Consider the following 20,920-nt stretch of genomic DNA (forward strand, 5'->3'; position numbering starts at 1 on the left):
CCCGTCGTTTGCCGGTGGGTCAGGCCGTCGCCGCGGCGTCCTCGCGGACCACCGCGACCTCGCCGGCGGGCACCAGCAGCTCGCCGTCGCACCGTTCGCCGGTCAGCAGGTCGACGCCGGTGGCGGTGATTCTCGCGGCGTCCTCGGTGTGGTTGACGACGAACAGCCAGCTGCGTTCGCCGTCGCGGCGGCGGACCACCTCCACACCGGCCGGCGCCACGGCGGCCGGCCGGACGCCGGACTCGGCCACCAGCCGGGCGACCAGCCGGTCGGTGGCCGGCTGCGCCAACCGGGTGCCGAGGTACCAGGCGGCGCCCGCGCCGACCGCGTGCCGGGTCACCGCGGCCACGCCGGGCAGCGGCCCGTCGGTGTACGAGGCGAGCACCTCGGCGCCCTCCGGGTGCAGCCACTCCGTCCACACGTCGGCCGTGGTTCCGTCGTCGAGCCGGACCTGCTCCCCCTGGCGCAGTGGGAAGAACTCCTCGGTTCGTACACCGAGCAGCTCGCGGAACGCGCCCGGGTAGCCGCCCAGCCGGATGTGGTCGTTCTCGTCGACGATGCCGCTGAAGTAGGTGACCAGTGCGGTGCCGCCGGACTCGACGAACCGGCGCAGCGCGGCGGTGTCGGCGTCCCGAGTCAGGTAGAGCGTGGGCACCAGGACCAGCCGGTACCGGTCCAGGTCGGCGCAGGGGTGCACGACGTCGACCGTGATCCCGGCCCGCCAGAGCGAGTCGTAGAGGGCGGTGATCCGGTCCAGGTACGTGACGTCGGTGCTGGGGTGCGAGTCGAGTTCGACGCCCCACCACGCCTCGTAGTCGAAGAGGATCGCCACCTCGGCGTCGACCCGGCTGCCCCGGATCTCGGCCAGCGCTTCGAGGTCGGCGCCGAGGCGGCAGACCTCACGGAAGACCTTGGTCTCCGGTCCGGCGTGCGGCACCAGCGCCGAGTGGAACTTCTCCGCGCCGGCCCGGGACGCCCGCCACTGGAAGAAGAGCACCCCGTCGGCGCCCCGGGCCACGTGCGTCAGGCTGTTGCGGCGCAGCTGGCCGGGGGTCTTGGCGACGTTGCGCGGTTGCCAGTTGACCGCGCTGGTGGAGTGCTCCATGAGCAGCCAGGGTTCGCCTCCGGCCACGCCGCGGGTGTGGTCGGCGGAGAACGCCAGCCCGACGTGCGCCCGCGGGTCGGCGGCGGTCAGGTAGTGGTCGTTGGCGACGAGGTCCACGTCGTCGGCCCACGAGTGGTAGTCGAGGTGCTTGATGCCCATGCCGATCATGAAGTTCGTCGTCACGGGCTGATGGACCAGCCCCCGCAGCACCTCACGCTCGGCACGCAGTTGCGCGCGCTGCTCGTCGGAGGAGAAGCGCAGGAAGTCCAGTTGCTGGGTGGGGTTGGCGAAGGTCGGTGCGGTGCGCGGCGGATTGATCTCGGCCCAGTCGCCGTACCGCTGGCTCCAGAAGGCAGTGCCCCAGGCGGCGTTGAGCCGCTCCAGGTCGCCGTAGCGCTCGCGCAGCCAGACCCGGAACGCCTCGGCGCTGACATCGCAGTAGCAGTGCACGTTGTGGCAGCCGAGCTCGTTCGACACGTGCCACATGACCACGGCCGGATGCTCGGCGTACCGGGTGGCGATCGCCTCCACCAGCGCGAGCGACCGCTCCCGGAAGATCGGGGAGCTCGGGCAGTACGCCTGCCGGCCGCCCGGCCAGAGGAGTGTGCCGTCGGCCCGGCGAGGCAGCGTCTCCGGATGGTTGCGCGCCAGCCATGGTGGTGGGCTGGCGGTGGCGGTGGCCAGGTCGACGCCGACACCACCGGAGTGCAGCAGATCGAGCACCCGGTCCAGCCAGCCGAACTCGTACCGGCCGGGCGCCGGTTCGAGCAGGGCCCAGGAGAAGATCCCGACGGAGACCAGGTTGACCCCGGCCCGGCGCATGAGCTGGACGTCCTCGGCCCAGGTCTCCTCCGGCCACTGCTCCGGGTTGTAGTCGCCGCCGTAGAAGATCCGATCGCCTTGCCATTGCCGCATGGCAGCAGAGCGTGCCTCTATCGATCCCTCAAGTCAACAGATTCCAACATAGAAAGGTTTCCAACGTTTACCTGATAACGGCCCAGTCACGACTAGGCCATCGATCCCTTCCAGCCCTCTTGACACCGACGTCGGGACGGGTAGCTTGAGGCGCCACTGGGAGTTCGTGTTTGGCAATGTGGATTAACGGTGGATCCAGTGTGCGATCACGAGCACCCACACCACCCCCCCCACCCCCGACTTTGGGCACAGCGCACCTCTTCATCCGCAGGAGGAACCATGTCCCGTCCCCGTACCCAGGCCGAGTATCTGGCCAGACTCGTACCGCCCTCCGTCGCCGGCCTCAACCGCCGTACGCTGCTGGCCGGCGCGGCCGGCGCGAGCGGCCTGCTCGGCACGGGACTGCTCGCCGGTTGCGGCGACTCCGACTCCGGCGGGTCCGGAGCCAAGACGGTGTCGATGGGCTCGAACGCGTCCGACCCGACGCCGAAGGACGTGCTCGCCAAGGTGTCGGGCGCCTTCAAGACGTCCTCGGGCATCGAGGTCGCGATCAACACCGTCGACCACAACACGTTCCAGGAGAACATCAACAACTACCTGCAGGGCAAGCCGGACGACGTGTTCACCTGGTTCGCCGGCTACCGGATGCGGTTCTTCGCCGAGCGGGGGCTGGCCGGTGACGTCTCCGACGTCTGGGGCAAGCTCTCCGGGTTCTCCGACGCCTTCAAGAAGGCCTCCACCGGCGACGACGGCAAGCAGTACTTCGTGCCGTTCTCGTACTACCCGTGGGCGGTCTTCTACCGCAAGTCGGTCTGGCAGCAGTACGGCTACCAGGTGCCCAAGAACCTGGACGAGTTCACCACGCTGGCCAACCAGATGAAGAAGGACGGCCTCGTCCCGATCGCCTTCGCCGACAAGGACGGCTGGCCGGCGATGGGCACGTTCGACATCCTGAACCTGCGGATCAACGGCTACCAGTTCCACGTCGACCTGATGGCCGGCAAGGAGACGTGGACCTCCGACAAGGTGAAGAAGGTCTTCGACACCTGGGCCGGGTTGCTGCCGCTGCACCAGCCGGACTCGCTGGGCCGCACCTGGCAGGAGGCCGCCCAGTCGCTGCAGCAGAAGAAGAGCGGCATGTACCTGCTCGGCCTCTTCGTGGCGCAGCAGTTCAACGCCGACGAGCAGGCCGACATCGACTTCTTCACCTTCCCGGAGATCGACTCGGTGATCGGCGCCAAGGCGCTGGACGCCCCGATCGACGGCTACATGATGGCGCGCAAGCCGAAGTCCGAGGCGAACGCCAAGAAGCTGCTGGAGTACATCGGTGGCGTGGACGCCGCGAACATCTCGGTGCAGACCGACCCCGGCACCCTCGTCGGGAACACCGGCGCGGACACCAGCGGCTACAGCGCCCTGCAGCAGAAGGCGGCGGAACTGGTGGGCTCGGCCACCGAGATCGCCCAGTTCCTCGACCGGGACACCCGGCCGGACTTCGCCTCCACGGTGATCATCCCGGCGCTCCAGCAGTTCATCAAGGACCCGAAGGACGTCGCCGGTCTGCTGACCAGCATCGAGAACCAGAAGAAGTCGATCTTCACGAGCTGACGGCGAGAGGGGGAGGACATCATGTCCGACCTGCCCCTGATCCAAGCGGATCGCGCCGTGGAACCGCCGGCCGCGCCCACCACCACGGGTGGTGGCCGCGGCCGGCGGCTGCGGCTGCTGTCCCGCACCGACCGCGTGGTGATCACGCTGATGGTGCTGGTCCCACTGCTGCTGGTCACCGCCCTGGTATGGCTGCCCGCGCTGGCCACCGTGGTGCTCTCGGGCACCGACTGGGACGGCATCGGCCCGCTGGCCGACATCGACTTCGTCGGCGGGCGCAACTACCGCGACGTCTTCACCATCTACCCACCGTTCGTGCCCGCGGTGCAGCACAACCTGCTCTGGCTCGCGGCGCTCTTCCTGGTGGCCACGCCGTTCGGCATGTTCCTGGCCGTACTGCTCGACAAGGAGCTGCGCGGCGGCCGCTTCTACCAGACCGCGCTCTACCTGCCGGTGGTGCTCTCGCTGGCGCTGATCGGCTTCGTCTGGCAGCTCATCTACTCCCGCGACCAGGGCCTGCTCAACGCGGCGCTCGGCACCGACGTCGACTGGTACGGCGACCCGGGTGTGAACATCTGGGCGGTCATGCTCGCCTCCGGCTGGCGGCACGTCGGCTACATCATGCTGCTCTACCTGGCCGGGCTGAAGGGCGTCGACCCGTCGCTGCGCGAGGCCGCGTCCGTCGACGGAGCCTCGGAGGCGAAGGCGTTCTTCCGGGTGATCTTCCCGGTGCTGCGCCCCATCAACATCATCGTGCTGGTCGTCACGGTGATCGAGTCGCTGCGCGCGTTCGACCTGGTCTGGGTCGTCAACAAGGGACGCAACGGGCTGGAGCTGCTCTCCGCCCTGGTGACCCAGAACGTGGTGGGCGAGGCGAGCCGGATCGGCTTCGGCTCGGCGCTGGCGACGATCATGCTGGTCGTGTCGCTGGTGTTCATCACCGTCTACCTGGTCACCGTGATGCGCGGGGAGGACCGATGACCACCAGTGCCCTGACGCGGCCACCGGCCGCCGAGGACGCGCCGCCGCGACGGCGCCGGCTCACCCCGCAGCGGGTGGTGCTGCACGTCTTCCTCATCGCGGTGGCGGTCGGCTGGCTGTTCCCGATCCTCTGGGCCGTACTCACGTCGCTGCGGTCGTACGACTACACCGCCACCCACGGGTACGTCTCGTTCGGCGGCTGGACCATCGACAACTATGTGACCGCGTGGCAGACCGCGGAGTTCGGCAAGCACTTCCTCAACTCCGTCTACATCACCGTCCCGGCGGTGCTGCTGACCCTCTTCCTCGCCTCCTGCGTGGCCTTCGTCATCGCCCGCTTCAGCTGGAAGATCAACCTGGTGCTGCTCGGCCTCTTCACCGCGGCCAACCTGCTGCCCCAGCAGGCCCTGCTCATCCCGCTGTTCCGGCTCTTCACCGAGGTGCCGCTGCCCGAGTTCATGAGCGACTCGGAGCTGCTGTACGACAGCTACTGGGGCCTGATCCTGATCAACGTCGCGTTCCAGTGCGGCTTCTGCGTCTTCGTGCTCAGCAACTACATGAAGGCGCTGCCGCGCGACCTGTACGAGGCGGCGATGGTCGACGGGGCGAGCGTCTGGCGGCAGTACTGGCAGGTGACCATGCCGCTGTGCCGACCGGCCCTGGCCGCGCTCGCCACGCTGGAGGTGACCTGGATCTACAACGAGTTCTTCTGGGCCACCGTGCTCATGCGCACCGGGGACAAGTTCCCCGTCACCAGCTCGCTGAACAACCTGCGCGGCGAGTTCTTCACCGACAACAACCTGGTCTCGGCCGGTAGCGTGCTGGTCGCGATCCCGACCCTGGTGGTCTTCTTCCTGCTCCAGCGACACTTCGTCCGGGGCCTGACCTTGGGAGCCAGCAAAGGATGAGCGTTGTCCACCTGCGCCGCGCGCGGACCAGCCTGGTGCTCGACGCGCGCGGCCCGGGACTGCCCCGGGTCGTGCACTGGGGCGGCGACACCGGCGACCTCGACGACGACGGCCTGCGCCAGCTCGCCGACGCCACGGTGCCGCCGGTGGTGCCCAGCAGCTTCGACGTTGCGACAGTGCTCTCCCTGCTGCCCGAGGCGAGCGCCGGCTGGAGCGGACGGCCGGCCCTGGCCGGGCATCGCGGTCGTGCCGACTGGTCCACCTCGTTCCGGCTGGACCGGCTGGACGTGGACGACCCGGCGGACTCGGGCGCTCCCGCGCGGGTCGGCGTCCACGCGTCCGACCCCGAAGCCGGCCTGTCCCTGACCATCGAGCTCACCCTGGACCCGACCGGCCTGGTGCTGCTGCGCCACCGGCTGCGCAACGACGGTGCGAGCCCGTACGAGCTGCGCGAGCTCACGCCGGTGCTGCCGGTACCTGCGGTCGCCACCGAACTGCTCGACCTGACCGGCCGGTGGTGCCGGGAACGGTCGCCGCAGCGGCACCCGTGGCCGATCGGCAGCTGGGTACGGGAGGGCCGGCACGGGCGTACCGGCCACGACGCGACGTTGCTCCTGGTCGCCGGCACGGCCGGATTCGGCTTCGGCACCGGTGAGGTGTGGGCGGTGCACACGGCGTGGAGCGGCGACCACGTGACCTTCGCCGAGCGCGGCCCCACCGGCACGGCGACCCTCGGCGGCGGCGAACTGCTCGCCCCGGGCGAGGTGGTGCTCGGTCCCGGTGACTCGTACGCCACTCCCCTGCTCTACGCGGTCTGGTCCGACGCGGGGCTGGACGGACTCAGCGACGTACTGCACACCCACCTGCGGGCCCGGCCGCAGCATCCCCGTGCGCCGCGACCGGTCACCCTCAACGTCTGGGAGGCGGTCTACTTCGACCACGACCTGGCCCGGCTGCGCGCGCTCGCGGACCAGGCGGCCGAGGTCGGCGTCGAACGGTTCGTGCTGGACGACGGCTGGTTCCGGGGCCGGCGGGCGGACACCGCCGGGCTCGGCGACTGGTACGTCGACGAGGGCGTCTGGCCGGACGGCCTGCACCCGCTGATCGACCACGTCACCAAACTCGGGCTCCAGTTCGGCCTCTGGGTCGAGCCGGAGATGGTCAACCCGGACTCGGACCTGTTCCGCGCCCACCCCGAGTGGGTGCTCGCCGCCCCGGGGCGGCTGCCCCTGCCGTGGCGCAACCAGCAGGTGCTCGACCTGGCCCAGCCCGGGGCGTACGCGTATCTGCTGGACCGGCTGGACGCCCTGCTGACCGAGCATCCCGGGATCAGCTACCTGAAGTGGGACCACAACCGGGACCTCACCGAGGCGGGCCACCAGGGCCGGCCCGGTGTGCACGGGCAGACCGAGGCGGTCTACCGCCTGCTCGACGAGTTGCGCCGCCGCCACCGGAACGTGGAGATCGAGAGCTGCGCCTCGGGTGGCGCCCGGGTCGACCTGGAGATCCTCGCCCGCACCGACCGGGTCTGGGCGAGTGACTGCAACGACGCCCTGGAGCGGCTCGCCATCCAGCGTTGGACCGGGCTGCTGCTCCCGCCGGAGCTGATCGGCAGCCACATCGGCCCGGAACGTTCGCACACCACCAACCGGGTGCACGATCTCGGCTTCCGGGCCACCACGGCGCTCTTCGGCCACCACGGCATCGAGTGGGACATCGCCTCGATCAGCCCGGTGCAGCGGACCGAACTGGCCGCCTGGGTGGCGCTGCACAAGCGGCTGCGCCCGCTGCTGCACACCGGCCGTACGGTTCGGGTGGACCACCCCGACCCGGCCGTCTGGGCGCACGGCGTGGTGGCCCACGACGGCTCCCAGGCGGTGTACGCGGTCAGCCGGCTGGCCACCTCCGTGGCCCAGGTGCCGGGCGCGGTCCGGCTGCCCGGCCTGGACCGGCGGCGCCGGTACACGGTGCGACCGGCGCAGGGCGTACCGGCGCCGGCGACGGTGCAGCGGGCCGAGCCGGGATGGCTGCCGACCGGGGTGACGCTGACCGGTGCCGCGCTGGGCACCGTGGGCCTGCAACTGCCGGCCCTGCACCCCGAGCAGGCGTTCCTGCTGGAGGTCAGCGCGGTCGACTGATTTTCTTCGAAGATTTTCGGCCGGGCATGTCGAGACGGCGGGCCGCTGCTTCTACCTGAGGGTGAGAGCACCGAGAATGAGGTGCGCAGGCGTGAGGAGCCGACCGTGAAGTACATGTTGCTGATGCAGTTCAGCGCTGCCGGGACCGACTTCCCTTCGATCGGGACGTGGACGCCGGAGGAGATCCAGGCGCACATCGCCTTCATGGGCGATGTGAACGCCAAGCTCACCGCGGACGGCGAATGGGTACAGGGGGAAGGGCTCGGCGGCCCGGAGCAGGCTCGGATCGTCAGGGCCGGCGAGGGCGGCCTGCCGGTGGTGACCGAGGGCCCCTTCCCGGAGACGAAGGAGTTCCTCGCCGGCTGGTGGATCGTCGACTGCGCGACCCCGGAGCGGGCCGTGCAGATCGCCGCGCACATCTCCACGGCCCCCGGTCCGGGCGGCCGGCCGCTGAACATGCCGATCGAGGTGCACCCGGTGATGTCCGCCCCGCCGCAGGAGCTGTGACGGCTGGCCACCACCGACCGACGCACCGAGGACCTGCTGCGCGAGCTGGCGCCGCAGGTCCTCGGCGTGCTCGCCCGCCGGTTCGGCGACTTCGCCACCGCCGAGGACGCCGTCCAGGAGGCGCTGCTGGCCGCGGCGACCCAGTGGCCGGACGAGGGGACACCGGCGAACCCGCGTGGTTGGCTGATCCAGGTCGCGTACCGCCGGATGATCGAACTGGTCCGCGCGGAGGCCGCCCGGCGCAACCGTGAGGATCTGGTGGCGCGGCGGGAGCCGGACGACCGGCGGGCCGCCCCGGCGGCGGACGACGAGCTGTTCGGGAAGCGCGACGACACCCTGATCCTGCTCTTCCTCTGCTGCCACCCGGCGCTCTCCCCCGCCTCGGCCATCGCGCTGACCCTGCGCGCGGTCGGTGGCCTGAGCACCGCCGAGATCGCCCACGCCTTCCTGGTGCCCGAGGCCACGATGGCGCAGCGCATCAGCCGCGCCAAGCAGCGGATCCGCTCCTCCGGGCTGCCGTTCCGGATGCCCGACGAGGCCGAGCGTGTTCATCGACTGGCGGCCGTCCGGCACGTCCTCTATCTGATCTTCACCGAGGGACACACCAGCAGCGCCGGCCCCGACCTGCGCCGGGTGGACCTGTCGGTGGAGGCGATCCGGCTGACCCGGACGCTGCACGAGCGGCTGCCCGCCGACAGCGAGACGGCCGGGCTGCTGGCGCTGATGCTGCTCACTGAGGCGCGCAGCCCGGCGCGTACCGGCCCGTCGGGCGAACTGATCTCCCTGGCCGAGCAGGACCGCGGCCGGTGGGACGCGGCGGCCGTCGCCGAGGGCGTCGCGCTGGTCACCCACGCGCTGCCCCGCGGCCCCGTCGGGCCGTACCAGCTCCAGGCCGCCATCGCGGCGCTGCACGACGAGGCGCCCTCGGCCGAGCGGACCGACTGGCCACAGATCCTCGCCCTGTACGAGGTCCTCGAACGACAGTCCGGCAGCCCGGTGGTGGCGCTCAACCGCGCCGTGGCCACCGCCATGGTGCGCGGGCCGGACGCCGGCCTGGCCGCCATCGCCGAACTCGCGGACGATCCCCGGCTGGCCGGGCACCATCGGGTGTACGCCGCCCGCGCCCATCTGTACGAGATGGCCGGTGACCGCGAGCGGGCGGTGGCCGACTACCGGGTGGCGGCGGCCCGGACGAACAGCCTGCCCGAGCAGCGGTACCTGGCCATGCGTGCCGCCCGGCTGGCCGGTGCGCAGAGCTCACCGAACGACGAGTGACGGGGTACGAGATGGCGTACGTCCTGCTGGGCATCGCGATCGCGGCCGAGGTGACGGCCACCAGTCTGCTCAAGGCCACCGCGGGGTTCACCCGGCTCTGGCCGACGCTGGCCTGTCTCAGCGGCTACGGGCTGGCGTTCGTGCTGTTGTCGCAGGCGGTGAAGCAGATCCCGGTCGGCGTCGCGTACGCCCTCTGGTCCGGGTTGGGGACCGCGACGATCGTGGCGATCGGCGCGGTCTTCCTCGGTGAGCCGGTCGGCGCGGTGAAGCTCGTCGGCATCGCGTTGATCATCGCGGGTGTGGTCGTCGTGAACCTGAACGGCGCCCACTGACCCGACTCCTCAACAAACCGGCCTGAACCGGACCTGAGGGTTGACCGTGGCCCGACGGGGTATTCGCCGATGATCAGCCGGTGGGGAAGGAGACGCCACATGGTCAGCGTGGGCTACACCCTGTTGTGCGAGCAGGCCGGGCCGAAGGAACTGGTCGACCATGCGGTTCGGGCGGAGGCGGCCGGCTTCGACCACCTGGTCGTCTCCGACCACTACTACCCCTGGCTGGACTCGCAGGGCCACTCCCCGTACGCCTGGTCGGTGCTGGGCGCGGTCGCGCACGCCACCGACCGCGTCGACCTGATGTCGTTCGTGACCTGCCCGATCCGCCGCTACCACCCGGCCGTGGTGGCCCAGAAGGCCAGCACCGTCGGCCTGCTCTCGGACGGCCGGTTCACCCTCGGCCTCGGCGCGGGCGAGAACCTCAACGAACACGTGGTCGGCGGCTGGCCGCACGTGCAGCAGCGGCACGAGATGTTCGAGGAGGCGCTTCAGATCATCCGCCCGCTGCTCAACGGCGAGACGCTGACCTTCTCCGGCAACCACTTCGACGTGCCCGACGCGTACGTCTGGGACCGCCCGGACACCCCGGTGCCGATGGCGGTCGCCGCCTCCGGCCCGCAGTCGGCCGGCCTCGCCGCCGAGTACGGCGACGGCCTCATCGCCACCGAGCCCGATCCGCAGATCATCGCGCTGTACGAGGACGCGGGCGGTGGTGACCGCAACCGCTACGGCCAGCTGGCGATCTGCTACGGCCCGGACGAGGCCGAGTGCCGCAGGATCGCGCACGACCAGTTCCGCTGGTTCGGGTTGGGTTGGCGGGTGATGCCCGACCTGCCCAACCCGGAGGCGTTCCGCGCCGCCACCCAGTTCGTCCGCGAGGAGGACGTGGCGCACGGCATCACCTGCGGTCCGGACGTCGACCGGCACGTCGAGGCGTTCCGCGCCTTCGTCGAGGCCGGCTTCACCCACGTCGCGCTCGTCCAGGTGGGTGGCGAGCGCCAGCCGATGTTCCTGGACTGGGCTCAGGAGCAGCTGCTGCCGCGGCTGCGCGAGCTGTGAACCGACCGGGAACGAGGGAACCCTGATGCGAATCGGCAACGTGGAGATCCGCCCGCTCGGTGGCGGCCTCGGCTGCCTGCTGATGATCCTCTTCTCGGTGCTCGCCTCGGTGGTGCTCACCGTCCTGGTCAACCTGCTGCTCTGACCGCAGCGCCGGCGACCGCGGCGACCGTCGGCCCGGCCCGGCGACGGACCTGCGATGCCGGTCGGCGTACCGGTCAGGCCGGGTCCAGCGCCACGTCGGCCACCACCGGGTAGTGATCCGACGCGTGCTCCGCGACGCCACCCCGCACCACCCGCACCTCGCGCACCCGCGCCGCCAACGCCGGCGAGCCGAGCAGGTAGTCCAGCCGCATCCCGACGAACTCCGCCCCGCCGTGCCAGGTCGGTACGGTGAGCCCCTCGTCCGACCCACCGACCGCTGGTTGCAGGTCGACCAGGCCCGCGCCGAGCAGCACGGCCACCGCCCGGGTGTCCACCGTGCGCCTGTCGCGGCGCAGGTGCCGGCGACGGTACTTCGGCTGGAGCCGGCTCAGCTGCTCGCTGTGATCCGTCGCCGGGTCGAGCGCGTTCAGGTCACCGCCGACCAGCGTCAACTCGCCCGGAGCCCGCCGGACGGCTGCCGCCAGCCAGTCCACCTCAACCCGCCGCCACCCGCCCGAGTACGGACTCAGGTGGGCACCGAGCACGGTGAGCGGTCCCGCGCCGGTGGCCAGCACCACCCGGGCCGCCGCGTGGTGGAACGGCCGGCGCAGCGGGCCGGCGGCGAGCGTACGCAGCGGTGCGCGGACGAGCACGGCCACCGGCTGACCCACGCAGCTGCCCGCCCGGTGCGGACGCAGGCCCAGCCGGTCGGCGAACCCGGCGAGCACCTGGTCGTCGAAGCCGCGCAGCTCCTGCAGGAGCAGCACGTCGGGCCGCCGCTCGTTGATCAGCTCGACGATCTCGTCCCGCCGATCGGAACCGTCGGCGTCCCGACCGCCGGTACGGATGTTCCAGGTCATCACGCGCAGCACGGCTCAGTCCTCCCGGGCGGCCCGGACCAGCTCGTCGTCGAGAGTGTCCACGTCCTCCGCCTCGATGCTCGGTCGGTTGCCCTCGTACACGTCGGCGTTGGGCCGCACGACCCAGTAGAGCAGGCCGATCCAGAGCGCGCCGAGCAGGATCGCGCCCAGGAAGTCCGTGGGGTGGTGCATGCCCCGGTAGATCCGGGAGGCGGCCACCCCCAGCGGCATGACCACGGCAAGCACCACGGTCAGCCACCGCCACCAGCGGTCGGTACGTGCCATGACCAGCACGGCGATCGCCGTGTACAGGCAGATCGTCGCGGCGATGTGACCGGACGGGAACGACGAGGTGGGCATCGGCCCGTCCAGGTTCTCCACCGGCGGGCGGGGCCGGTCCACCGCGTGGGCGCTGGTGAGGAAGAGGCTCAGCTCGCCGAACATGGCCAGCGCCACGAAGAGCACGGGCCGCCACCGCCGCCACACCGCGAGCACCAACGGGCAGAACACCAGTGAGACGAGCAGGATCGCGTGGGTGTCGCCGAACTTGCTCCACCACCAGCTCAACTCGGTGAGGGCCGGGGTGTGCCGGTGCGCGAACCAACGCGGCACCTCGGTGTCCAGGGTGGCCAGGAACGTCCCGCCGGCGTGGTAGCTGACGTACCTGCCGAAGCCGTAGAGCACGCCGAAGACCAGCACCCACCCGACGAGCAGTTCGGCCACGGCGGAGCGTGGGTGCTCCAGTACGTGTTCCTCGGCCGGCGCCGGCGCGATGTCGTGCCCCGCCTCCGGCTCCAGGCCGTCCGCCAGCGACGGCGTCCGCCGGCCACGCTCGCGCCGCCAGAGCCGGAAGGCGTACGCGGTGACGCCGAGCCAGGCGGCGCCGAGCAGCCAACCGGCGAGCACGTCGGAGACGAAGTGCACGCCCAGCGCTATGCGGGTCAGCCCGATGAGGACCACCAGCGCGGCGACCAGGGCGATGGCCGGCCTACGCCAGCGGGCGGCCAGCGCCGGAAGGAACACCAGCAGCAGCGCCCCGTACGCCACGAACGACCCGAGGGCGTGCCCACTGGGGAAGCTGTTGCCGGGTGCGCTGGCCACCGGCACGTCGACGATCGGCCGGAGCCGGCCCACCAGCGTCTTCAGCGACGGGTCGAGGATCAGGCCGCCGACGCCGGTGACGATCAGATAGACGGCCAGCCGGGGCTGGCGGCGGATGAGCAGCCCGACCACGGCGATGGTGACCAGCCAGATCAGGATCGGCCGTCCACCGAGGTCGGTGGCCGCCTGGAGCACGGTCACGACGGGACCGTGCGCGGCGACCAGGTGGTTGAACCACTCGGCGACCGCCCGGTCGGCGGTCTGCAGCGGGCTCCAGCCGAACCGGACCAGCATGAGCAGCAGACCGAATGCGGCTCCGGCGCTGATGATCACCGCCAGCCCCGCGACGCTCCGCTCGGCGAAATGCCCGATCGGTCGCCGCAGTACCTCCCTGACCGCGGTCACCCCGCACCTCCCTCGATCTGCATGGCGAGGCGGCTTTACCCGGTTCGCGCGCCGCGTACACAGGAGGGCCCGGCGATCGGGGGCGCGACGTCGCCGGTCGGGAGGGCGGCGCGTCAGGTGACGGTCATCTCGCCCGGGTCCACCGCGCGTTCCTTCTCCGGCTCCCACAGGTCCGGCTGGGCCGGCTCGCGCACGCCGATCCGCAGCGCCTCGAGCTGGGCGGTGAACGCGAGCCCGCCGAAGAGCGCCATACCGGTGAGGTTGGCCCAGATCAGCAGCGCCATCATCCCCGTCAACGCGCCGTACGTCTGGCCGAACGCGTCGCTGAAGCCGACGTACGCGGCCAGCAGCAGGCTGGTCAGCCACCAGAGCACGGTCGCGATGCCGGCACCGAAGAACAGCCAGGACAGGCCCGGCTGCCGCCGCCGGGGCGCGTGCCGGAAGAGCACCGCCACCGCGAGCACGGTCAGCGCCAGGCTGAGCGGCCAGCGGGCCAGGTCCCAGACGCCGTGGACCCACCGGCCCCACGCGTAGTGCCGCTGGACCGAGTCCCCCATCGGTCCCCCGCCGACGAGGATCAGGAACCCGGTCAGCGCGGGCACGCCGGCGGTGACCGCGAGGACGGCGGCCCGCAGGTACTTCCAGAGAGCGGGCCGGTCCCGCTCGACGCCGTAGATGCGATTGGCGCCGCGCTCGATCTGGGCCATGGTGGTGGTGAGCGCCACCAGGCCGGTGAGCAGGCCGAGGGTGAGGGCCAGCTCGCCGGCGCGCTCGGTGCTCTCCCCCTCGCCGAGCAGCTCGGCCACGACCGGCTCGCTCGCCCCGGGGGTGACCGCCAGTACGGTGTCGGCGACCACCCGGCCGCCCTCCTCCACACCGAGCTCGCTGATCAGGCCGGTCAGCGCGATCATGAACGGCACCACGGCGAGGCAGAGCTGGAGCGCGAAGGCGCGGGAGTGGCTGAAGCCGTCGCCGTAGCGGAACCGGATGAACGCGTCCCGCAGCAGGTGCCAGCCGCCCTGCCGGCGCAGGGTGTGCCAGGCGTCGTCGGCGGAGAGCTCCTCGTCGGCCATGAGGCGGGTCTCCGGCACCATCCGGGTACTACTCACGGCGCGCCTCCTCGACCAGCTCGTCACCCCGCTCGGCGGCGCGCTCGGCGTCGACGGCGAGGTCGCGCGCCCGCTCGGGTTGCGGCACGCACAGCCAGAGCGACTTGGGCCGGATCACCGCGCGCAGCCGGCGGCCGGCGGCGATGAGGTCACCGTCGAGTTCCCGGGGCTGGGCGCGGCTGGCGGTGACGATCACCCGCCGGCCGCGGAACACCTCCATCCTCGGCACCCGGTCGCGACGGCGGATCACCGCCCAGCCGAGGGAGAGCCAGTGCCGCAGGGTGCGCGGGGTGAGCACGGCGACGTCCAGCCAGCCGTCGTCCGGTTCGGCCTCGGTGAGCAGCCGGATGCCGCCCTGCAACCGCCCGACGTTGGCGACCAGCACCGAACGGGCCCGGCGGCGCATCGGGGGCCGGTCGTCGACCCGGATCGACACCCGCATCGGACGGTCGCGCAGGTGCCGGGCGGCCCCCACCACGTACGCGGGCCAGCCGATCCGCGCCTTGGTCGCCTCGCTGGTCGCGGCGAGCATCTGCGCGTCGAAGCCCATGCCGGCCATGACGGTGAAGTAGCGTCCGTCGACCTCTCCCACGTCCAGCAGCCGGCGGCCGCGTTCGATGGCCACCTGCAACCCGGCGGCCAGGTCGGTGGAGAGGCCGAGGTTGGCGGCGAGGAGGTTGCCGGTGCCCTGGGGCAGGACGGCCAGCGCCACGTCGGTGCCGACCAGCCCGCTGACGCAGGACATGACGGTGCCGTCGCCGCCGTAGGCGAAGACCACCTCGACGCCGGCCTCGACCGCCGCCTCGGTCTGCCCTCGCCCCGGGTCCTCGACGGTAGTCTCGTACCACAGCGGCTCGGGCCAGCCGGCGGCGGCGAGAACGTCGTTCACCGTACGTCGCAGCCGGTCCGGATCGGCCACCTTCACCGGGTTGACCACTACGGCGGACCGCAGCCCGCCGTCGTCACACGCGTGCCGCGCGCCCCGTCCACCAGTCACGGCGTCAGTGTGCAGCAACCGGCATCGGCTGGCGAGCCGTGGTGGGCGAGCGTAGGAAGTGCCACAGACGGGTTCGGGTGGATGTGCCTACGCCCGAGCCGCGGGGCTGGGGCGGACCGGCCCGGCCCGCCGCCGGTCGGGTCGACCTCGTTCGGACCGTGGGGCGGGCGGGCCGGGGCACCTGATCAGGCGGCCGTACGCAGCGCCTGCTCCACCCGTCGGCGCAGGTCGTCGAGGTCGACCCCGGCCTCGGTGAGCACCAGTGCCGCCAGCCCGTGGCCCTCGCGGAGCAGGCCGAGCAGGATGTGCTCGCTGCCGATGTGGTTGTGCCGCAGCCGGATCGCCTCGCGCAGCGACAGTTCCAGCACCTTCTTCGACCGGGGTGAGAACGGGCCGCCGGTGTGGCGGCGCCGTCCCCAGCGGCGGCGCGGCTCGGGCATCGCCTCGCGCAGCGCGTCGGGGCCGAACGTCTGTTCGACGCGGGCCACGATGGCGGCCAGATCGATGCCGATCTCGCGTAGTGCCGCCGCATCGGCGTCGCCGAGCCCGACGCCGCCGACCTCGACGTGCCGCTGGATGCCGGCCCGCAGGTCGTCGGCGTCGACGCCGGCCTCGGTGAGCAGCCGGCTGGCGAGGCTGGCTTCGTCCGAGAGCAGGGCGAGCAGCAGGTGCTCGGTCCCCACCGGCCGTTGCCCCTCGGCTCGGGCCTCGTCCCGCGCCCGCCGGACGATCTCGCGGGCTCGGTCGGTGAACCGTTCGAACATCACGCCTCCCAGGAGGTGGGGACCGCGGGTCGCCCGCCGTGCTTCTTGTGGACCGCCTGCCGGCTGACCTCGAGCGCGTCGGCGATCTCCTGCCAGGACCAGCCCTGTCGGCGGGCGTTGTCCACCTGGACCACCTCGAGCCGCTCGAGCAGCCGGCGCAGCGCGCGGACGGCGCGCAGGCCGACCCGGGGGTCGGGGCTGCCCGCCGCTGCCGCGAGTTCTGTCGCCTGAGTCATGTTGTCAACGTACGTTGACAAACTCCTCGTGTCAACCCTGGTTGACATTCCGATGGTGAACCGACCCGCCGCCGTGGTCACGCGACTACCCTCGGTCGAGGAGCGTGGTCGTGCCGGGCGCGACGCCCGGGAGGTGATGTCCGATGACCGCAGCCACCGATCGGGCGGTGCTGGTCGGCCTCGGCACGGAGCGCAACCTCCCGATGGTGCGGCTCGCCGCCGAAGAGGCCGTCGAGCACGGCCGGCCGCTGCACCTGGTGCACGCCTTCGACTGGCACAGCGCGTTCGAGGCGGAGACCGTGGCGGCCCCACGAGATGAGGCCGAGGACCTCATCGCGTGGGCCAACGACCTCGCCCGCGACGTCGGGCCGGAGCTGGCGGTCACCGGCGAGATCGTCGAGGGGCCCCGGATCCCCGTCCTGCTGCGCCGGTCCCAGCAGGCGGACCTCCTCGTCGTCGGCGACGGCGGCATGTCCACCTGCGAGGGCCGCACGCCGACGGAGGCGCCCGCCGTGCAGCTCGCCGCCCGGGCAGGCTGTCCGGTGCTGGTGGCCCGCCGCGATCCGCCGCCGCAGGGTCCCGTTCTGGTCGGCGTCGACGGATCACCCAGCTCCTACCAGGCACTGGAGTGGGCGTTCGACTGCACGCGACGGCGCGGCAGCCGACTGCTCGCCATCCGGGTGGTGGAACCCGACGAGGACGACGAGGAGACCTCTCGACAGCTCACCGAGGCGATCGACCGGTACGCCGGCCACCACCCCGAGGTACCCGTGGAGTGCCACACGATCCGCGGTGACCCCGGGAGGGTGCTGGTCGAGCAGTCCCGCTCGGCGCAGGTGGCGATGATCGCCCCGCGTGGCGACGAGCCCGGCCGGGGCATGCTCGGCGCGGTGGCGCAGGCGCTGCTCTACCACGCCGCGTCGCCGGTGATCGTCGTCCGCGGTATGACCGGCACCGCCCCGTAGGGATCTGCCGCTCACCCGACGGGACCAACGAAATGCGCTTCCGGATGCAGCACTCCCCCAACCGCGAGAGGCTCAATCACCATGGACACGGCTCTCGATGCGCAAAACCCGCTGACCGAGGACGAGCTGCGCCGGCTGGACGCGTACTGGCGAGCGGCCAACTACCTCACCGTCGGACAGATCTACCTGCTGGACAATCCGCTGCTCCGTCAGCCGCTGACCGCCGAGCACCTCAAGCCGCGCCTCCTCGGCCACTGGGGCACCAGCCCGGGGCTGAACCTGCTCTACGCCCACCTCAACCGGGCCATCGTCGCCCACGACCTGAACGCCATGTTCATCACCGGGCCGGGTCACGGCGGCCCGGCGATCGTGGCGAACACCTGGCTGGAGGGCACGTGGAGCGAGCGCTACCACGACGTCGGGCAGGACGAGGCCGGCATGGCCCGGCTGTTCCGGCAGTTCTCCTTCCCCGGCGGCATCCCCAGTCACGTGGCCGCGGAGGTGCCGGGCTCGATCCACGAGGGCGGCGAGCTGGGGTACGCCCTCAGCCACGCGTACGGTGCCGCGTTCGACCATCCCGACCTGCTGGTCGCCTGCGTGATCGGCGACGGTGAGGCGGAGACCGGGCCGTTGGCCGGCAGTTGGCTCTCCGACGTCTTCCTCAACCCGGCCCGCGACGGGGCGGTCCTGCCGATCCTGCACCTCAACGGCTACAAGATCGCCGGCCCGACGGTGCTGTCCCGGATCCCGGAACCGGATCTGCTCGAACTCATGCGCGGCAACGGCTACCGGCCGTACGTGGTCGCCGGCGACGACCCGGCGAAGGTGCACCAGCTGCTCGCCGCCACGCTCGACCGGGCACTCGACGAGATCGCGACCATCCAGCGGACGGCCCGCTCCGGCGGACCCGTCGAACGCCCCCGCTGGCCGATGATCATTCTGCGGACGCCGAAGGGCTGGACCGGACCGCGCGAGGTCGACGGCAAGCCGGTCGAGGGCACCCACCGCTCGCATCAGGTGCCGCTGGCCGAGGTACGCACCAATCCGGGGCACCTGGCCGAGCTGGAAAGCTGGTTGCGCAGCTACCGGCCGGAGGAACTCTTCGACGCCACCGGCGCGCCCGTCGCCGAGCTGGCCTCGCTCCCGCCGCGGGGCGACCGGCGGATGAGCGCCAACCCGGTCACCAACGGCGGCATGGTGCTGCGGGAACTCGCCCTGCCCGACTTCCGCGACTACGCCGTCGACGTGCCCCGCCCGGGCGAACCGATGGCCGGCGCCACCGGCGTGCTCGGCCCGTGGATCCGCGACGTGATCGCGGCCAACCCGGAGACGTTCCGGCTCTTCGGGCCGGACGAGGTCGCCTCCAACCGGCTCGGCGCCGCGTTCGAGGTCACCGACCGGGCCTGGGTCGCCGGCATCGTCCCCGGCGACGACCACCTCTCCCCCGACGGGCGGGTGATGGAGGTGCTCTCCGAGCACCTGTGCCAGGGCTGGCTCGAGGGCTACCTGCTGACCGGACGGCACGGCTTGTTCACCAGCTACGAGGCGTTCATCCACATCGTCGACTCGATGGTCAACCAGCATGCGAAGTGGCTCAAGGTCACTCGGGGCATCCCCTGGCGACGCCCGCTCGCCTCGCTGAACTACCTGCTCTCCAGCCACGTCTGGCGGCAGGACCACAACGGCTTCTCGCACCAGGATCCGGGTTTCATCGACCACGTGGTCAACAAGAAGGCCGAGGTGGTCCGCATCTATCTGCCGCCGGACGCCAACACCCTGCTCTCCACCCTCGACCACTGCCTGCGCAGCCGGCACTACATCAACGTGGTGGTGGCCGGGAAACAACCGGCCCCGAACTGGCTGACCATGTCCGAGGCGATCCAGCACACCCGCCGGGGACTGGGCATCTGGGACTGGGCGAGCAACGACGCCGGCAGCGAGCCGGACGTGGTGCTCGCCTGCTGCGGTGACGTGCCGACCCTGGAGACGCTGGCCGCAGCGGACCTGCTCCGCCAACACCTGCCGGAGCTGAAGGTGCGGCTGGTCAACGTGGTCGATCTGATGCGGCTCCAGCCGCCCAGCGAACACCCGCACGGCCTGTCGGACAGCGAGTTCGACACCATCTTCACCGCCGACCGGCAGATCATCTTCGCGTACCACGGCTACCCGTGGCTGATCCACCGCCTCACCTACCGCCGCACCAACCACGACAACCTGCACGTACGCGGCTACAAGGAGGAAGGCACCACCACGACCCCGTTCGACATGGTGATGCTCAACGACCTGGACCGCTACCACCTGGTCATCGACGTCATCGACCGGGTGCCCGGGCTGGCCGCCCGCGCCGCCCACCTGCGTCAGCACATGGTCGACACCCGTCAGGCGTGCCGCGACTACACCCGCCGGCACGGCGAGGACGACCCGCGGGTGGCGGAGTGGCGCTGGGTCCGGGAAACCGACCCCGGGTTGCGGGGCGGCATGTGAGCGGCACCGAGATCCTGGTCGGCTACGACGGCTCCCCCGACTCGACGGTGGCACTGCAATGGGCGCTGGACGAGGCGGCACGCAGCGGCCGCCCGATCCGCCTCGCGTACGTCTTCGAGTGGACGACCGTGGTGGGCTGGCTCGGCCCCGGCGTGGCCCCGGGCGTCTGGCCGGACGAGTCCGCCCGGCGCGAGGTCGAGCGGCTGGTACACCGGACGGCGGGCGACACCGCCAACGCGCACCCGGATCTGGACGTCACCGGCGAGGTGCTCGACGGTCCGCCCGCGTTCGTGCTCCAGCAACGGTCGGCGGAGTCCGCGCTGCTGGTGCTCGGCAGCCGGGGACACGGCGGGTTCGTCGGACTCCTCGTCGGCTCCACCACCGTCACGGTCACCGCCCACGCGCACTGCCCGGTCGTGGTGGTACGCGCCCCCGCCGGGAACGTGCCCGCCGGATTCCCCGACGGGCCGGTGGTGGTCGGCGTGGACGGCTCCGAGCAGTCACTCGTGGCGTTGGGCTTCGCCGCCGAACGGGCAACCCAGCGACGGGTGGGGCTGCGGGCGATCCGGGCCTGGTCGCCGCACGACGCAGGCGACGCGTCCGGCGACGTCGACGAGCGGCTGGCCGGTGAACGTGCCGCGCTGGCGGAGTCCCTCGCGCCCTGGCAGCGCACGTTCCCGGGGCTGGACACCACCGTCGAGGTGGCCGTCGGCAGCCCCGCGTCCATGCTGGTCGAGGCGAGCGACGGTGCGCAGCTGGTGACGGTCGGCACCCGCGGCCGGGGCGGGCTGCGCGGCATGCTGCTCGGCTCGGTGAGCCAGCAGCTCATCCAGCACGCGCGGTGCCCGGTGGCGGTCGTCCGGGAGCGCTGAGCCGGGGATGGCGTCGAGGCATCCGGGCCGGACGGTCGGCCGGGAGCGCTGAGCCGGGGATGGCGTCGAGACGTCCGGGCCGGACGCTGGGGCCCGGCTCGATCAACCCGATCGGGTGTGGACCTTCACCACCCGTCCGACTGCATGCCCGT

At 71.8% G+C, this 20,920-nt stretch carries 18 protein-coding genes; 11 read left to right on the top strand and 7 right to left on the bottom strand.

The window, feature by feature from the left end:
• Positions 1 to 19: 19 nt before the first annotated feature.
• Positions 20 to 2,020, bottom strand: a complete 2,001-nt coding sequence (locus ABZS42_RS12610) for a beta-galactosidase (protein WP_355144579.1) — start codon at positions 2,018 to 2,020, stop codon at positions 20 to 22.
• Between the two features lie 279 nt (positions 2,021 to 2,299).
• On the opposite strand from ABZS42_RS12610, the gene ABZS42_RS12615 reads away from it, so the two are divergent.
• From ABZS42_RS12615 to ABZS42_RS12650, 8 genes are all read left to right on the top strand, one after another.
• Entirely contained in the window at positions 2,300 to 3,628 is a 1,329-nt protein-coding gene (locus tag ABZS42_RS12615) for an ABC transporter substrate-binding protein (RefSeq protein WP_355144581.1), read from the top strand.
• Between the two features lie 21 nt (positions 3,629 to 3,649).
• Positions 3,650 to 4,609, top strand: a complete 960-nt coding sequence (locus tag ABZS42_RS12620; protein WP_355144583.1) for a sugar ABC transporter permease — start codon at positions 3,650 to 3,652, stop codon at positions 4,607 to 4,609.
• Entirely contained in the window at positions 4,606 to 5,517 is a 912-nt protein-coding gene (locus tag ABZS42_RS12625) for a carbohydrate ABC transporter permease (protein WP_355144585.1), read from the top strand. Before ABZS42_RS12620 ends, ABZS42_RS12625 begins: the two co-directional genes overlap by 4 nt.
• Entirely contained in the window at positions 5,514 to 7,655 is a 2,142-nt protein-coding gene (locus tag ABZS42_RS12630) for an alpha-galactosidase (RefSeq protein WP_355144587.1), read from the top strand. The genes ABZS42_RS12625 and ABZS42_RS12630 overlap by 4 nt, the downstream gene beginning before the upstream one ends.
• Positions 7,656 to 7,769: 114 nt before the next feature.
• Positions 7,770 to 8,162, top strand: coding sequence for a YciI family protein (locus ABZS42_RS12635; RefSeq protein ID WP_355144745.1), 393 nt, complete (start codon positions 7,770 to 7,772; stop codon positions 8,160 to 8,162).
• 3 nt (positions 8,163 to 8,165) lie between these two features.
• Positions 8,166 to 9,437 carry a sigma-70 family RNA polymerase sigma factor gene (locus ABZS42_RS12640; protein WP_355144747.1) on the top strand — a complete coding sequence of 424 codons (1,272 nt, stop codon included), beginning with the start codon at positions 8,166 to 8,168 and terminating at the stop codon, positions 9,435 to 9,437.
• Positions 9,438 to 9,448: 11 nt separating this feature from the next.
• Positions 9,449 to 9,769 (top strand): multidrug efflux SMR transporter, encoded by a 321-nt coding sequence (locus ABZS42_RS12645; RefSeq protein ID WP_355144749.1) that lies wholly within the window; start codon positions 9,449 to 9,451, stop codon positions 9,767 to 9,769.
• Positions 9,770 to 9,868: 99 nt separating this feature from the next.
• Complete coding sequence (locus ABZS42_RS12650; protein ID WP_355144589.1) at positions 9,869 to 10,831, top strand: TIGR03557 family F420-dependent LLM class oxidoreductase; 963 nt, start codon at positions 9,869 to 9,871, stop codon at positions 10,829 to 10,831.
• 218 nt (positions 10,832 to 11,049) lie between these two features.
• Here the strand turns inward: ABZS42_RS12650 and ABZS42_RS12655 are convergent, their stop codons facing one another.
• From ABZS42_RS12655 to ABZS42_RS12680, 6 genes are all read right to left on the bottom strand, one after another.
• Positions 11,050 to 11,847, bottom strand: coding sequence for an endonuclease/exonuclease/phosphatase family protein (locus ABZS42_RS12655; RefSeq protein WP_355144591.1), 798 nt, complete (start codon positions 11,845 to 11,847; stop codon positions 11,050 to 11,052).
• A gap of 3 nt (positions 11,848 to 11,850) precedes the next feature.
• A complete protein-coding gene (locus ABZS42_RS12660; protein ID WP_355144593.1) occupies positions 11,851 to 13,341 on the bottom strand; it encodes a phosphatase PAP2 family protein in 1,491 nt (496 codons plus the stop codon).
• Between the two features lie 113 nt (positions 13,342 to 13,454).
• Complete coding sequence (locus ABZS42_RS12665) at positions 13,455 to 14,450, bottom strand: YihY/virulence factor BrkB family protein (protein ID WP_355144595.1); 996 nt, start codon at positions 14,448 to 14,450, stop codon at positions 13,455 to 13,457.
• Positions 14,443 to 15,447 (bottom strand): diacylglycerol kinase family protein, encoded by a 1,005-nt coding sequence (locus ABZS42_RS12670; protein ID WP_355144597.1) that lies wholly within the window; start codon positions 15,445 to 15,447, stop codon positions 14,443 to 14,445. Before ABZS42_RS12670 ends, ABZS42_RS12665 begins: the two co-directional genes overlap by 8 nt.
• A 185-nt stretch (positions 15,448 to 15,632) precedes the next feature.
• The gene (locus tag ABZS42_RS12675; RefSeq protein WP_355144599.1) at positions 15,633 to 16,211 is read right to left on the bottom strand and encodes a Clp protease N-terminal domain-containing protein; all 579 of its coding nucleotides are present in this window, start codon (positions 16,209 to 16,211) and stop codon (positions 15,633 to 15,635) included.
• On the bottom strand, positions 16,211 to 16,447 hold the full coding sequence (locus tag ABZS42_RS12680; protein WP_355144601.1) for an HTH domain-containing protein: 237 nt from the start codon (positions 16,445 to 16,447) through the stop codon (positions 16,211 to 16,213). The genes ABZS42_RS12675 and ABZS42_RS12680 overlap by 1 nt, the downstream gene beginning before the upstream one ends.
• A 143-nt stretch (positions 16,448 to 16,590) precedes the next feature.
• Here ABZS42_RS12680 and ABZS42_RS12685 point away from each other — a divergent pair, with 143 nt between their 5' ends.
• The 3 genes from ABZS42_RS12685 to ABZS42_RS12695 all read left to right on the top strand — a co-directional run bounded on the left by ABZS42_RS12685 (position 16,591) and on the right by ABZS42_RS12695 (position 20,768).
• The gene (locus tag ABZS42_RS12685) at positions 16,591 to 17,412 is read left to right on the top strand and encodes a universal stress protein (RefSeq protein ID WP_355144603.1); all 822 of its coding nucleotides are present in this window, start codon (positions 16,591 to 16,593) and stop codon (positions 17,410 to 17,412) included.
• Positions 17,413 to 17,493: 81 nt separating this feature from the next.
• The gene (locus tag ABZS42_RS12690) at positions 17,494 to 19,896 is read left to right on the top strand and encodes a phosphoketolase family protein (RefSeq protein ID WP_355144605.1); all 2,403 of its coding nucleotides are present in this window, start codon (positions 17,494 to 17,496) and stop codon (positions 19,894 to 19,896) included.
• The gene (locus ABZS42_RS12695; protein WP_355144607.1) at positions 19,893 to 20,768 is read left to right on the top strand and encodes a universal stress protein; all 876 of its coding nucleotides are present in this window, start codon (positions 19,893 to 19,895) and stop codon (positions 20,766 to 20,768) included. The genes ABZS42_RS12690 and ABZS42_RS12695 overlap by 4 nt, the downstream gene beginning before the upstream one ends.
• The last annotated feature ends 152 nt before the right edge of the window (positions 20,769 to 20,920 follow it).

The organism is Micromonospora sp. NPDC005367 (assembly GCF_040606825.1).
Lineage (GTDB): Bacteria > Actinomycetota > Actinomycetes > Mycobacteriales > Micromonosporaceae > Micromonospora.

What these genes read in the sequence shown, in the direction of transcription:
- ABZS42_RS12645 (WP_355144749.1), top strand. Translation starts at nt 9,449, where the DNA reads ATGGCGTACGTCCTGCTGGGCATCGCGATCGCGGCCGAGGTGACGGCC.
- ABZS42_RS12610 (WP_355144579.1), bottom strand. Translation starts at nt 2,020, where the DNA reads ATGCGGCAATGGCAAGGCGATCGGATCTTCTACGGCGGCGACTACAAC.
- ABZS42_RS12685 (WP_355144603.1), top strand. Translation starts at nt 16,591, where the DNA reads ATGACCGCAGCCACCGATCGGGCGGTGCTGGTCGGCCTCGGCACGGAG.
- ABZS42_RS12630 (WP_355144587.1), top strand. Translation starts at nt 5,514, where the DNA reads ATGAGCGTTGTCCACCTGCGCCGCGCGCGGACCAGCCTGGTGCTCGAC.
- ABZS42_RS12690 (WP_355144605.1), top strand. Translation starts at nt 17,494, where the DNA reads ATGGACACGGCTCTCGATGCGCAAAACCCGCTGACCGAGGACGAGCTG.
- ABZS42_RS12620 (WP_355144583.1), top strand. Translation starts at nt 3,650, where the DNA reads ATGTCCGACCTGCCCCTGATCCAAGCGGATCGCGCCGTGGAACCGCCG.
- ABZS42_RS12615 (WP_355144581.1), top strand. Translation starts at nt 2,300, where the DNA reads ATGTCCCGTCCCCGTACCCAGGCCGAGTATCTGGCCAGACTCGTACCG.
- ABZS42_RS12625 (WP_355144585.1), top strand. Translation starts at nt 4,606, where the DNA reads ATGACCACCAGTGCCCTGACGCGGCCACCGGCCGCCGAGGACGCGCCG.
- ABZS42_RS12680 (WP_355144601.1), bottom strand. Translation starts at nt 16,447, where the DNA reads ATGACTCAGGCGACAGAACTCGCGGCAGCGGCGGGCAGCCCCGACCCC.
- ABZS42_RS12650 (WP_355144589.1), top strand. Translation starts at nt 9,869, where the DNA reads ATGGTCAGCGTGGGCTACACCCTGTTGTGCGAGCAGGCCGGGCCGAAG.
- ABZS42_RS12675 (WP_355144599.1), bottom strand. Translation starts at nt 16,211, where the DNA reads ATGTTCGAACGGTTCACCGACCGAGCCCGCGAGATCGTCCGGCGGGCG.
- ABZS42_RS12635 (WP_355144745.1), top strand. Translation starts at nt 7,770, where the DNA reads ATGTTGCTGATGCAGTTCAGCGCTGCCGGGACCGACTTCCCTTCGATC.